The organism is Hyphomicrobium facile, from assembly GCF_900116175.1.
Lineage (GTDB): Bacteria > Pseudomonadota > Alphaproteobacteria > Rhizobiales > Hyphomicrobiaceae > Hyphomicrobium_B > Hyphomicrobium_B facile.
This window is the reverse complement of sequence record NZ_FPCH01000002.1, coordinates 336,215-349,896: the sequence shown is the minus strand read 5'-3', so window position 1 is coordinate 349,896 and position 13,682 is coordinate 336,215. Positions and strand designations below refer to the sequence as shown.

Here is a 13,682-nt window from a genome sequence, read left to right as displayed (position 1 = left end):
CGTTGTACAATTCGGCGCACGCGTTGTACAAATCGTGGTCAATCTATTCACGCTTCGTCCCTCGACGCCGATTCCCACTTGAGGATTGCCGAGCGCGCCAGTTTCTTCTGGTTCACCTGTCGCGCGTAGTGCTCCACCATCTGCATCGATTGCCCGGTAATGGCTTGCACCTCGGCGGTCGTGGCTCCCGCCTCGAGCAGAAAGACAACCGCCGACTTGCGCAGTCCGTGAAAGACGAGTTCCCGTTCTCTCAGCGACGCCATGATTGGTCTGTTGAACTGGGCCTGCCAGGACGCCTTAAAGCCTGTCTTCCAGGGTAGGCCCCGACTGTTCAGGAGAATGCGCGCATTGCTCAACCGGAGTTCGGCTAAAGTCGAACCTGTTCTCTCCAGCAGGCGTTCGAGTACGGCCTGCAGGTCACGATGGACGGCTAGCCTGAGAGACTTCGATGTCTTCGCCTGCTTAACGCAAATCAGATCGCCAGTGTAGTCGCGCCATGACATCGCGAGCACGTCGCCCTGGCGTTGTCCCGTGTACAGAGCCAAATCGGCGGCATCAGCCAGTTCGCGACGAGCATGTTGACGAAAATGCTCGATCGCCTCCCAGGGCCACGGCGCATATCCCTCACCGCCTTTGAATTTCGGCACATCGCGGCAAGGATTGGTTGCTCGCAGTCCGCGAAGGACACTCCACTTCATCAAGCTCGAGAGAGCAATGACGAGGTTGTTTGCGTCCGGAGGAGTGTCGGCACGCGAGTCGCGCAGCTCCATGACGTGTTTGGTTTCAATTCCGGCGAGGGCAAGTTCGCCCCAGACAGCAGACACGTATCTTAGGTGGCGCGCATATTCTTTACGCGGGCCGGGTTTAAGCGAGATACGCCAATCGGGGCTTTCCATGTAGCCGGCGATGGCCGCCGCAATCGTGCCAGGCCGAGGAGTCGAACTCCGATGCAGTAGTCCTATTGCTTCAGCAGCGCTTCGATAGCTCGACCACCATTCTGGATTGGGCGTGCCATCCGGAAGATATGGACATCCGGGCAGCGGAACTCGCTTCCCCGCTCGCTTGGTGCCGCGATGCGGGTGAAGGGCGTAGTATTCTTTCCCGCGCATGCGGGTCGTGTGCACATGCGCGGGAAGAGATTGTCTAGCGAGTCGCTTTCGCCCCATCCCAGATAGCCTTCAGGTAAGGGTCCACTTGCCCCACGTCAGCGCCGATAAGCGCTACGCTGGGGTGACGAGTAATATGATCAACGATCGTCGACCAACGCCATCGCTTCAAATTGCCGAAGACGACGTCTGCTTCCGGAAGGAACCCGAGATCGACGTAATTGTCGTACGTCGATCTCGAAATGCAGAGCAAATAGGCAGCTGTGTCGGCATCTACGATCTCAGGGATGTAGGGTCGGAAGACGTTCCGCTTTTTCAAGAGAGACTCCATTCGTCATTTTTTGATTCCGACTCCGTCCTCTCGTTCCTCTTGCTCAGTCGATCGACCTTCTCTCCTCGGGATTTTTATCGTCGTCCCTTGTTCCGACAAATAGCGCTCGCGGCGTCGAATTGGCAAATATCCTATATCGAAAATCGGAATAAATCTGTGAATAAAATTCACGGGAAAGCGCCTGTAAAAACAGTATAGTACAGATTTATTGTACTTTCCAAATTCTCGATGCGCTGAATTCGCTGCGGAATTCTAATTCCGGTCCAATTTGTTCATCGGCTGCGTATTTTTGAGTTGTCATTCTCGTCGGAATGGCATTCGTCGCTTTTCGCGATATCCGTATTGGGCGATGCCGCACGGCAGCGAACGCGTGAGCATTCGAATGGGAGTTCCGCCACATGAGGGATACGCCAAGCGACGCCGAAGACGTCGTTAAAGGCTCGACACAATTGGACCGTGAAGTTGTTGCGTCCGGACCTGATAGGTTCCTGGAGACCACCGGCCCTGATTTGCATTTCGGCACGGAGCTTCGTTGTTTGCCGGACGAGCTCACTTCGCGGAGCGCGAATGGTGATGTGCCATGGGCCGATTGGCATCGCGGTCGGGATGCTGATCTGCTCCGGCAAATTGCCGCCGGAGGTGGTTTGGTGTCGAACTCGGGCGCGAGCACGCTGATCAATCCGAGAGCATGGCGTCCTCAGATCGAGCGCGTGTACATCTCGCTGTCGTCGTTCGATGCGGGATTGTATGGAGCAGGCCTTCTGCGATTGATGCTCGCGGAGCGTTCGTTCAAGAACAGACCGAAGGACCCGAACCTGACGGAGCGGTGCGAGGTGCGAACCTCAAAGCGGCCAAAGGGTGTGGTCCCACGAGGCGCCGATGGCAAAAAGACGGATACAAAGCTTCCGGGACCGCTGGCGGTCCGAGCTGGCCTCACGCCGTGGATGGTCTATGTCCTGAACAAGAAGAGGGGAGATGCCGAGCTTCTGACCGTGAAAAAGTGCAATCAGCCTCGATCGAAACGGCAAAGGCCCAATCAGTACGAATTCCCTGATGACCTGCTCAGCGAGGTCGAGCGGCACATTCACTCGGGAAAATTTCGGTTGTCCGCCGAAATTCCGGTGGCGACGTTGATCCTGAGAAAGTTTCACCTCGCGAGAGGATTCGCTGAGTTTTCCCGCAACGATCTGAGGACGTCAGGCCTCAAGTCGTTGGCGTGGGCTGACAAGGGATTGAAACGGCTTCTCAGCCAATACGACGGCGACGGCAGATGCGTGAAGCGCGGGATTTTCGTCGCTATCGGCTACGGGCGGGTCACGCTGCCCGAGGTGACCGAAGAGGGACATTTCAACGCTATTGACGGTTCGAAAATATGGGTCGCTCCTGAAACCTAATCCGGCGATATTTGAGCGAATTTGATCGCCCGGACCGCTAACCCGGCAGTCGGCCCGGAAGCCCAACCCGGCGCCGCCGAGAACCCAACCCAGGTTTCCCGAGAACCTCACCCAGTGCGGATAGTGGCGCCTAACCCGGCTCTAACACGAGAGCCTAACCCGGCTTTCGTACCGAGAAGCCAACCCGTAGAACAGTATGCAGGCCTATCTGAACTGCAAGAAGTGATCGAACATCGAGAAGTGGTGTTGAATCGCTCGAAGGCTTTCAACCGCAGGAAGACAGAAACGCACATCGTCGTCACAATCCGCTGCTACCCTTCCAGCTCCGTCAATTGAACAGCTTAGCCCGCCTATGGCTCCGGCAAGCCGTCGCCTTCGTCGGGCGCGCCACGCTCCTTCGCAGCATCGAGATGAATCGCGACGCCGTCCTGAGACGCGCGTGTTCGATGGCGAGTCTTGAGCGGCTTTGCTCGCGCACGTACGTCTTCATCGCCGTCGCATCTATCGCCCGCTCAAACTTCGCGCATTGCGGGCTTCGACGACACCGCTGGCGGACGATCCTTGTCCCCGCTAGGCCAGTAGCGGAGATATAAAGGAAGCCGCTCCTGACCCATCCTCTGCCCGCTACGGGCCGTTCTTTGAACCGGGAAGCGAAAGGCATGTCGTACCGCTCGTTTCGTCGGCATGAAGGCCTCCCGGTAGGGCTTGGCAGCAGCAGGAGCTCCGTCGATCGACGAAGGTGATTTCTGCATTACGTATCGGTCGGGTCTTTCTTCTAATTCTCCCAACCGCTCTCACGCGTCATGGGACGAGAAATCTGAAGACCTCAGCTAGATGTCGAATAGGTCGTACTGGGCCGATGCATCTCGACGAAATTGTGGGTGTAGTTTCGGATGCGCGGCGCAACAACCCTTCTGTCCAAACTCGCTCACTCGAAGTGCGAGCGTCTCATAGAGCCAAAGAGCCACGAGACCTCGATGGCACCACGGAGACTCCGGCGTCGGCGGCTCGAAACATAACAGGGCCACGGTCCTTCCATCGGCCATCCCTTCGAGGTCGGCGATGACGCGCTTGGGGTCGAGCCGGTTCAATACCTCATCGTAGTAACGGCGCCGAAATTCATCCGGTGACAGATCTCGAAACCAACTTCCAGGCGCTAAAGCACAGTAGCGGCGAAAACCAGCTTGTCGACGAGGTGACCCTCGCGAAATTCCAACGCGGCAATACTCGAGTCGGCAACGGTGCGCCCGAGCTCGCGATGAAGATGGACAAGGGGCACGCGGCAAGTCTGATCGGTGGACTGCATGTAGCCTCGTCAACAATAACAAGAATGCTGGACGTAGCTCTCGAAGACGAGCCGAACGGGTTCGACAACGAGGAAAAACAATGACCTTGCGCTCATCTCTTCCTCGACCCCGAGGATTGTAACTTCGTCTTGGTTCGTTCCACTTGATCCGATTCAAGGTGACGAGACTTTGCAGCTCGCCAGACTTCGCCTTCTCCAAAAGCTCTGCGAGTAGCTCGATAATTTCCTCGTCTGGTTCCTGGTGACGTTGAGGTCGAGGAAACTTGATGACTGTTGTCATTCGTTGACCTCTAGCGACTTAAGCCCGACTCCTACGAGCCGATGCGGAGATGTGCGGAGTTGGTCTGCGCGCTGGGAATATCGCGCCGGCATGACCATGGATCGATGTCGGGTCACGCTAGCGATCGATCGGATGTCGGCACCTGCCTCCGCTGCCGACACGCAAAAGCCAACCCGAAGCGAATGACCGGAAAAACGTGCAGCATCAAACTCCGCAAAGCAATTCTCCGTGCCATGCCTCATACGGCCGTGCTCAGCGACGCGGGTCTTCACGATTGCCGCGACGGTCTGACCTGAAAGCCGACCTCGGATCTTGCTGCTTTTTGTTATGCGCTGAAATACAGGTTGCCCGGGTTTGATGTCGGCAGCGCCTAACCAGGCTTCGATGGCCGTCGCGGCCAAGGTTAGCTCGTCTCGCGGAACCGATACAACTTCTGGCATCCCGCGTGACGTCTTGGAGATCGCGAACATGACTTCGATCGTCGTCAGAGTCAGTCGGAGCACGCCGGTCCCGCCTCGTTCTCCGTGGCCGAGTCGCTCGAAGTCGAGACCGGCCAGCTCCGCACGTCGCAGGGCGAAAGCGTATCCGAGCGCGAGAACTGCCGCGTCACGGCGATCGCGCAGGGAAGGACGGCCTTCAGCAAGTGTGGTCAGGATATCTGAGAGGACGCTGCCGCGTAACGGTTCGGCTTGCCGGGGCAGTTGATAGTGCGCATTGGCGATGCCGCGCATCACAAGGCTGATCGGTGGCGCCGTTGTATCGAATAACCAGCTCTTTGCGGTATGCCCGGCTCTAATCGCCGCAATAGCGGTCCTCAATGTTGAAATGCTTTTGCCCGCAGAGGCAAGCTCCGCGAGGTAGTTGGCAACGTCGATTGTGTCGGCAGGCTCGAGGTCGATTAGGCCCCGCCATTGGAGCCACTGTTTGAGGGCCGTCGCATATTGGCGGCGCGTGCCAGGCCGAAACGAACTCGCTGCGTACCGACGTGCGTTCTCCGAAAGTAGGGCGGAGTTGAAATGAGAGATCTCGGACTGCACGGCGTCTGGCATTCATAACTAATTGAAATCATTTAGATATATTACTATCGAAAAGAGAAATTTTCAATTTGAATTTGGGTTCTGCACGCGAAAAGAAGCTGGAGTAGCCGACACAAATACATTGCCGCCCGCCCAGCATTTTTTGTGTATCCAATAGAAAGCGGAATGAGGGGACGAATGGATCAAGTTACCTTCGCTGCAGTCCAACACGAGGATTAGGACCTTTTTGAACCGCCAGCGCTACAGGGCTAAGTTCAATGATCGAACGGCATTTTGGCACTCTGCTTTTCGTGATCGCATTGCTTTTCGGCGCGGATGCCGAAGCAAAGAGTCCATTTGATATTCAGGATGACACGGCTTTCGCCCTTTTGCAGCAAGGACAACTGAGGCAAGCAAAAGCTCGACTAACCGAGGAGATATCTCAGACTGCAGATCCCATTCGAAAGGGAGTTCTTCTGCGCGATCTCGTGCAGATTTGTGCCATCGCCTATGATTGGGATTGCGTGGGCCGAAGCTTGCAGCAGGCTCGTCCTCTCCTCAGTGCCGATAAGCGGATGTCGATCTTTTGGCCGGATTTTGTCCTTTACGAAACGAAGCTCAATCACTGGTACCAGAAGGATGACTACCTGAGAGGTTTGATCGAGAGGGGCGGTGCCGGTTCAGTAGCAAGTCCTATTCCACATCGCACTCTATATTCCGAACTCGAGCTTGCGCTGCATGACTATTTTCTCCAACGAATTGACGGCGCGGCTGCGGAACAGTCGCGCTCCATGGCTCTATTCGGTCTTCTATTGGCCGACCCCGATAGTAAGTATGCGATCGCTAAGGTGCTTGTGGAGCTTCTCGAAGCAGAGTTCGAAGGGCAAGACATTGTAGGCGCGTTTGCGCTTCTTGCCGAAGCGAACCCGTTTCTCTCTCGCGTTCTTGCGCCCGGCAGTGTCTTGAGAACTCGTTACGTGGATATTGCGGCGCATGCGCTGTCGTTCACGAACAGCTTTGGACCGACCGCCTTGGCCTTCGTGCAAGCGGCGGACGCTTGGCAAATGCTCGACATTGACGAAGGCGTGAAGTTGCATCGTATGTCTATTGCTAACAGCATGGCCTCCGCAGCGATGGTTCTCGACGGCAATCTTGATGAAGCACAGGCGATCCACCAGCGTCATCCAATGCACGCACATCGGGAGGACCTTTTGCAGCGTGGCGAATTTCGCACAAACACCGAGTTCTTCTTCGGTGTGTCGGAAGTATTGGTCGCTGTTGCAACAAAAGCCAAGCCGGATGCGCGCTGGCGAAAAATTTTCGAGAAGGAGACCACCTGGAATGTATCCGGCATCGAAATTGCCGATATGCGTTCATATCGCAACTTCACACTAGGATTGCTCGATCTTTCTGACGGCAACGTGGAAAGCGGACGCACCCGCGTGATCTCGGCGGCCAAAGACCGCCTCGACAACTTCGATAAGGTTTTGCGCGCCAGCTTCGAGGGATTTCAGATCGCCAGTATGGTCGACAAGATTGTCATCGCCAGCGGCCTCACCGCTGCCGCTAACCGGGCCGGCAACGACAACATTGATCTGATGATAAAGGGCAGCGAGGTGCTCGGGCGCAATTTACGGCATCGTTTGGTCGATACCGCCGCGATGCTTGCGGCGCAGCCAAATCAGGAATCGCGTAGGGACGCTCAAGCTTATCTCCAACTGGCAGAAAGAAAGCAGGCCTGGGAGCTCCAAAAACTTTATAAGCTATTGAATGGAGCATCACTTCCAAATCAAAACGGCGACGTACTCACGGACTACAGCGCCGCCATCACGCGACTGTCGAAACTGAAGCAGAAGTTCCAAAACCAGCGCCAAGGTCCAACGGCAGGACTGCCTTCGTTGGAAGCGGTTCAGAAATCCCTCGGTGAAGGTGAAGCGTATGTTGGATATTTCAACTTTCTGGCTGGGTACGGAAGGTTTTGCATACGGCGAAATTTCGCGACCTTCTCAACCGCCGCTTTTGACTCAGCGATTGCGAAGGACGTGAAATCCGTCAGTGATGCTTCCTCGAAACGTCCAAAAAACTTGGATGCGGCTTCAAGATTTCCCGTGGCGTCAGCGATCCGCGTACGCAACTATCTGTTTGGTGGACTGGACAGCTGCCTCGCTTCCGGAACGCACGTCACGGTGGCGCTACCTCCCAACTTCGCGAGTGTGCCGCTCGGCGCACTCCTCGCCGAAGAACCCAAGCGTATCGGCGAAGGCTATGACCTTAGGACGGCCCACTGGCTGGCGCGAGACCTGACGTTCTCAGTCGTTGTTTCCGCCCGCCACATGCTTGCGACGCGCGCCAAGCTGGCGGGCAATTCCGCCCGCCCCTACCTCGGAATCGGCGATCCAGACTTCGGTGATCATGCACGTGCCCTCGAATCAACTGAGTTTTTCAGGGGAAGTCTGAAAACGCCAAACGGCATCCTGAACTTTCAGCCACTTCCCGAAACCGCCGACGAGTTGAAATCCGCAGCTGCGGAATTAGGCGCGCCCGCTTCTAGTGTCTTACTCGGCAACAAAGCGACGGAAGAGAGCTTCAGGTCGAAGCCGCTAGCTGAGTACGATGTTCTGCATTTCGCCACGCATGGCCTGACAATGGGGGACGCCAAAGGCATGACGGAAGGCGCGCTGGTGCTGACGCCGGGCAACCCGAAAGATCCATTCGATGACGGACTGTTGTCGGCATCGGAAATTTCTCAATTTAGGCTGAATGCGAGGCTCGTCATCTTATCCGCGTGCAACACCGCCAAGTATGATGTGGCGCAAGCAAGCCGCAATGTGCAGGACCTGCAAGCGGCCTTTACGGTCGCCGGTGCACCTACGGCCCTGGCCTCACTTTGGTCCGTCGATTCTATTGCCACGCAGGAACTCGTAACGTCCTTCATCAAGAACTGGCATGCGGATAAATCAGAAGGTGCAGCCCCCGCCTTTGGTCTCGCGGTCCGGTCATTCCTGTCCAGAGGCGATGCGCTCCACCAGCACCCATATTATTGGGCGGCCTTCACCGTGGTCGGCAATGGTGCGATTGCTCGGCGTGAACAATCGCCATTAACGTCGGTAGCCTCTTCTTCGTTTGAATACCTTTCCGGTTATTCGGACACAGGTGAAATCCTGCAAGCTACGGCGCAGGGTGATGACCTGCTGATCGCTTTGATCGGGGAGTGGAACGGCAAGAATATGAATGGCATTCTCAGTCGCCACGCGCGAGACGGTACTGAGCGTTGGCGTGCAGACTCGCGCGATGTCGGGATGGGGCGGTTCGCAATAGGGGGCACAAGCATCTACGTCACTGGCTATGCATCAACCCAACCGCCGATACCAGTGTTGCGATCCTTTGATACCAATGGGCGGGAGCAGTGGAAGACTGAGTTTCCCGATCTGAGCGGCTTCATTCCAGCAGATGTCGTCGCGACGACCGATGGCGCTAGGGTCCTGATGATGCCCGTTCTCGCATCAAACGTACCTCACGACGTCATCGTTGTCTCTGTGAGTGCGAATGGCCAAGTTGGAAAACGAGTCACGCTAGAGACGCAGTCAACGGGTGGTTTTGGGGGCGCTGGTGTCCTTGCTATGTGGAACGGGGGTCTTGTGGCCGCAATTACCGCCAACCCATCCAGAAGCTTCGACTTTGACAAGAAAGATATTTCCGGTTTGCCCCGCTTTTGCTGGCAAGGACTACGCACCACAGTCTACGAGATTGATCCCGTGAGTCTGGATGTGCGGCGTTCAAGAATAATCGAGGGATTCAAGTCAAAGGCTATAGCTGGCGATACTAGCAATTTGTTTCTCGGTGGCGAACTGTCGGAGCCGTGCGGCGTGACCGGCGTTGCTGCAGTTGCCACGCTCGAGAAGTCCGGCGATATCTCGGTCATCTGGAAGGACGACGATCTGTTTTCGAGTTCGGTTTCCGGCTTGGTAATTGAGCCAAAACACATTTGGGTCGCCGTGCAGCGCATGCGGACTATAGGATTGGGGCTTATGGATGCCAGTCACGTCCTAGATTACGGCTATAAACACTGGAGCGAGTCCACGGGCAAGAACGAGGGGGTCATCCTCAAGCTCTCGAAGAAAGGCATTGTACTTGATCGAGACGATATGTCCGCCGGATTGAACATTTTCGTTCACGGACTAACAGAGAAGGATGACCGTGTGCTCGCTTACGGGAGTCTTGGCGGTGTGCCTGGCCTTGCATCCAATGCCGACGTAGCTGGAACGACACCGACACACCCGATCAGCACCTGGATTACCGATTTTTTTGGAAGCCGGTAGAGATCCGGAGGGTCAAGCTGTTCTCCGTTGTCGAAGTGAGGCTTTAGGCGACTAAGCGGTCTCATGAACGTCGTCCGCTTGGGCGAACTTTATCTTTTCGTCCGCAAGGTCAATGACGATATTAGCATGCTATCGTGCAGCTGCACTCACTCGTCGATATTTTCTCCTGGATTGCTCCGTTGTCAGAAGGCATATTACCTACGTACAGTTGGGGGTTCTCAGTCGCGTCAATTCCATGCAATCATTATTTCAAACGCAGATCCAAACAATTGGGCAGATGCTAAGCGGATCGAATACGTTCCGCATGCCACCTTTCCAACGACCTTACTCCTGGGACGAGGGCAGGGCGCTCCAACTTTTCGACGATCTTTATGCAGTGGTCGAGCGGGAGAGTTACTATCCCGAACTCAAAGATGCGAGCGGGCATTATTTCCTAGGGCCAATTGTTGTAGCCCAAGCGAGAGCGAGTGACCCCCACGAGGTCGTGGACGGTCAGCAACGCTTGGTGACATTGACGGCAATGTTAGCGGTATTGCGTGATGCATTGCCGGCGGGGCGGTCTCAGTCCGATTTGCAGAGCCACTTTGAACGTCCCGAGCATGCGTTGCTCGGTCATAGTCATTCTCCTCGCATCGTCCTTCATACCCCTTATCGTACAGAATTCGAACAGTTCACATTGCGGCTGGGAAGCACACGGCATCTACCACCCGACGCGAAAACCGATGGTATGGATCGCCTGCTCAACGTCATACGGCGGCTGAGCAAGGAAGCGGCGGAGCATCCCATAGCCACCGTCGAAAAACTCATTGCCGTTATCCTTCGGCAAACATTCGTCGTGGTGATGACGGCGACGACATTGGATGACGCGTATCTGCTGTTCCGCAGTGTCAATACACCAGGGCAGCCGTTATCGAGCCTTGACCTGGTCAAGGTGGAGCTCATGGGGAAGCTAAATCCGAGCGACGAGCAGACTCATGCGCTTTCGTTGGCATGGATGCGCGCTCAAGAGGAACTCGGGGATGACAGGCTCGAAGAGTATGTGAACACGATCCTGCGCTTGGTCATGCCAAATTACGACGGGCGCGATCTAAAGGTCGGCCTCAAAGAGGTGCTTGCGGACTCACGCCGACTGGTCGCGTTCCGAAGCCGGCTTGAAGGGTTCATCCAAAATTATTCGGCGTTCGACTCTGCCACACTGGATTTTGGGCCAAGTAGCGCGTCCATCAATCGAATAGTGGCATGCTTCCAAGGCCTGCCTTTCGACGATTGGCGGCCAACAGCATTGTTGTGGCTATCGAGTGGTCCCACGAGCAGCATTTACGCCAACAGTCCTTCCGCAAAAAAGTCGGAGGACTTCTTTCGTGCTCTCAATGCATTGTGTTTGGGCTTCGTCATTCTCGGCGTCCCCAAGAGCAAGCGGGTCAAGCGTTTTCAGAGAATCAACGAACACATAGCTCAGAATCGCGATGTGTTTGCGCTGAACAGCGAGCTATTCCTGACGTCAGCTGAGCGCGACCAGATCAACAAATTGCTGCAAGGCCCGATCGGCGAAAAGGCTGAAAAGGTTTCCTACCTCAAAGCGCTTCTCTTACGGATGAATGCAGAGATGTCGTCAGACATTCCGCCGTTTTTCCCGCCAAATATTACTCTCGAACACGTGCTTCCGCAGAATCCCGCCCGTAATAGCAAATGGGTCAAAGACTTTCCCAATATTAAGCGTCGCCGGGAACTGTGCTACATGCTCGGAAATCTCACGATCCTCACTCACCCGGCCAATTCGACCATCGGCAACGCAGACTTTACAAGCAAGAAGCGTTCGATCTTTGGAACGGATGGCAATCAATCGTTCGCTCTTAACTCGTCTCTTATGACAAACTCGGAATGGAACGAGACCGCCATCCTGTCACGTCAGCGGGACCTTTTACACCTTGCAGACAGGGTCCTGCGCATCTAGGGAGCACTGCTGCGCAGCAGAGATGGGAGGCGTCTCGGACGCCTCCTGGTGTATGCGGCGGTTTGCTGCTCAGAAGTGAAAGTCATTCAGCATTTCAATACATTCTCTAGGAGAAATCTCCAATCGAAATTGGATTTCTGCATGCGAAAGGAATGCTGGATTGGGAAGGGCAGACGATTGCAGCATGCGCGGCTTTTTTTGTTTTTTTTCGTTTCTAGACGGATTGGGACGAGGAATGGATCAATGCGCTAGAGTAGCGCTGATTCGGCGGTTCGATTGGTTGCGAGCGATTATTCAGAAGTTTGGCTGCTGAGTCGATTCTCAGTACCAATTTTTGTGTGTTTTCGAGGCTGCCGATCTATATTCCTTTCGAGGGCGCTGTGCTCATTACCAAAACGATATTCCTTGATTATTTGATCTGTCGCAAAAATTGCTGGCTCAAAGTGCATCGGCCTGAGTTCATTGAGGCATTCGCCTTGTCCGAACTCGAATTGCAACTTCTCGAACAGGGAGACGATGTCGAGAGGGCAGCCCGTATGCTTTTTCCGGCAGGAGTCCTAGTAGTGAAAACCGGCGCCGACGCCGTCCGTGAGACTCAGGAGCTCATGGCCAAAGGGGCAACGATCTTTCAAGCCGCATTTTCGTCGGGTGGGTTCTTCGTCCGATGTGACGTCATCTCTCCCGCTCCCGAAGGCGCTTGGGATCTCTTCGAAATCAAGGGCAACAACGCGCTCAAAGAGGGAATCGATGATCGAGACCATATTACCGATCTCACGTTTCAGGCGATTGTCGCCGAGCGCGCAGGTGTCACTCTGCGCAACCGCACCGTCATCCTTTTGAACAAGACCTATGTCCGATCCGGCGCGCTGGACGTCGACCGCCTTCTGCAGCAAATGGAGTGCTCGCCGGGCGTTGCAACAAAACATCCCGACACAACGCGAGCAATGGATGAAGCTCTCGTTTATCTTAAGCAAACAGACGAGCCTCAAGACGGATGCGATTGCCACTATAAAGGACGCAGCCGCCAATGCAGCACATTTCCCTATTCGCATCCCGACGTCCCGGCTTATTCCGTGCACGACATCGTTCGCATCGGCGCCAGCAAAAAGAAGCTCGCTGACCTCATCGATCGCGGGATATTCAACCTTGAAGGAATCCCTGAAGAATTTAACCTGAGCCGTGCACAGAAAAATCAGGTTTATGTCGCGAAGACGGGTCAGTCAATCATCGATAAAGTTCGTATCCGTGAAGCTCTGGCCTCTTACCAGTGGCCGCTTCATTTTCTCGATTATGAGACGTTTGCGCCGGCGATCCCGATGTTTGATGGCTACGGTCCCTATCAACCCATTCCCTTTCAATTCTCACTGCACATTCTGACTGGACCCGACGCCGAGCCGGCGCATTTTGAATTTTTGCATGATGAGTTGAGCGACCCGACTGGGGATGTTGTTCGATTGCTCGACGAACATATCGGAGCGGATGGCTCTGTCATCGTTTGGTACGCGCCGTTCGAGCGCGGCGTAAACACGGAGATGGCGGCGCGGTGCCCCAACTTGGCTACTGTTCTCACGCGTATCAACGGACAGATCCGGGATTTGCGGGATATTTTCGTGGATCAGCATTACGTGCATGAAGGGTTCAAGGGAAGTACCTCGATTAAGGCGGTGCTTCCCGTTCTTGTCCCGGACCTAAGTTACGAGCATCTCGACATCAAAAATGGTGGAATCGCCTCCGCACGTTGGTCCGAAATGATCACGACAACGGATGGCGCTGAACGGAGCGCAATATCGGGCGCTCTCAAAGACTACTGCGAACTCGACACCTTCGCCATGTACGCCATTTGGAAGGAGCTAAACGCGATTGCCCTGTCGCAATAAATCTCCTTTGGGGGCTTTCATATGCTTGGGTGAGGGGAAATGCTCTTTTTTGTCTTTGCAATCGCTCGAGCGCCGAGCGGCGCTGATCGTGTTTGGAGA

At 55.2% G+C, this 13,682-nt stretch carries 8 protein-coding genes; 5 read left to right on the top strand and 3 right to left on the bottom strand.

What is annotated here, in order from left to right:
• Positions 1–47: 47 nt before the first annotated feature.
• Complete coding sequence (locus BM399_RS08695) at positions 48–1,109, bottom strand: tyrosine-type recombinase/integrase (RefSeq protein WP_177228096.1); 1,062 nt, start codon at positions 1,107–1,109, stop codon at positions 48–50.
• Between the two features lie 34 nt (positions 1,110–1,143).
• Entirely contained in the window at positions 1,144–1,425 is a 282-nt protein-coding gene (locus BM399_RS08690; protein WP_143111385.1) for a hypothetical protein, read from the bottom strand.
• Positions 1,426–1,835: 410 nt separating this feature from the next.
• On the opposite strand from BM399_RS08690, the gene BM399_RS08685 reads away from it, so the two are divergent.
• Together BM399_RS08685 and BM399_RS21355 are read left to right on the top strand one after the other, a co-directional pair.
• The gene (locus BM399_RS08685; protein WP_092867133.1) at positions 1,836–2,831 is read left to right on the top strand and encodes a hypothetical protein; all 996 of its coding nucleotides are present in this window, start codon (positions 1,836–1,838) and stop codon (positions 2,829–2,831) included.
• Between the two features lie 1,126 nt (positions 2,832–3,957).
• Positions 3,958–4,221, top strand: coding sequence for a hypothetical protein (locus BM399_RS21355; protein WP_092867129.1), 264 nt, complete (start codon positions 3,958–3,960; stop codon positions 4,219–4,221).
• 192 nt (positions 4,222–4,413) lie between these two features.
• On the opposite strand, the gene BM399_RS08670 is transcribed toward BM399_RS21355, so the two are convergent.
• The gene (locus tag BM399_RS08670) at positions 4,414–5,466 is read right to left on the bottom strand and encodes a tyrosine-type recombinase/integrase (protein WP_092867127.1); all 1,053 of its coding nucleotides are present in this window, start codon (positions 5,464–5,466) and stop codon (positions 4,414–4,416) included.
• Between the two features lie 245 nt (positions 5,467–5,711).
• Between BM399_RS08670 and BM399_RS08665 the strand changes: the two genes are divergently transcribed.
• The 3 genes from BM399_RS08665 to BM399_RS08655 all read left to right on the top strand — a co-directional run bounded on the left by BM399_RS08665 (position 5,712) and on the right by BM399_RS08655 (position 13,583).
• Entirely contained in the window at positions 5,712–9,752 is a 4,041-nt protein-coding gene (locus BM399_RS08665; RefSeq protein WP_092867125.1) for a CHAT domain-containing protein, read from the top strand.
• 235 nt (positions 9,753–9,987) lie between these two features.
• Entirely contained in the window at positions 9,988–11,706 is a 1,719-nt protein-coding gene (locus BM399_RS08660; RefSeq protein ID WP_177228095.1) for a DUF262 domain-containing protein, read from the top strand.
• 302 nt (positions 11,707–12,008) lie between these two features.
• A complete protein-coding gene (locus BM399_RS08655; protein WP_143111383.1) occupies positions 12,009–13,583 on the top strand; it encodes a DUF2779 domain-containing protein in 1,575 nt (524 codons plus the stop codon).
• The last annotated feature ends 99 nt before the right edge of the window (positions 13,584–13,682 follow it).

Coding starts and splice junctions, on each gene's coding strand:
- BM399_RS08695 (WP_177228096.1), bottom strand. CDS start 1,109: ATGCGCGGGAAAGAATACTACGCCCTTCACCCGCATCGCGGCACCAAG.
- BM399_RS08685 (WP_092867133.1), top strand. CDS start 1,836: ATGAGGGATACGCCAAGCGACGCCGAAGACGTCGTTAAAGGCTCGACA.
- BM399_RS08670 (WP_092867127.1), bottom strand. CDS start 5,466: ATGCCAGACGCCGTGCAGTCCGAGATCTCTCATTTCAACTCCGCCCTA.
- BM399_RS08665 (WP_092867125.1), top strand. CDS start 5,712: ATGATCGAACGGCATTTTGGCACTCTGCTTTTCGTGATCGCATTGCTT.
- BM399_RS08660 (WP_177228095.1), top strand. CDS start 9,988: ATGCAATCATTATTTCAAACGCAGATCCAAACAATTGGGCAGATGCTA.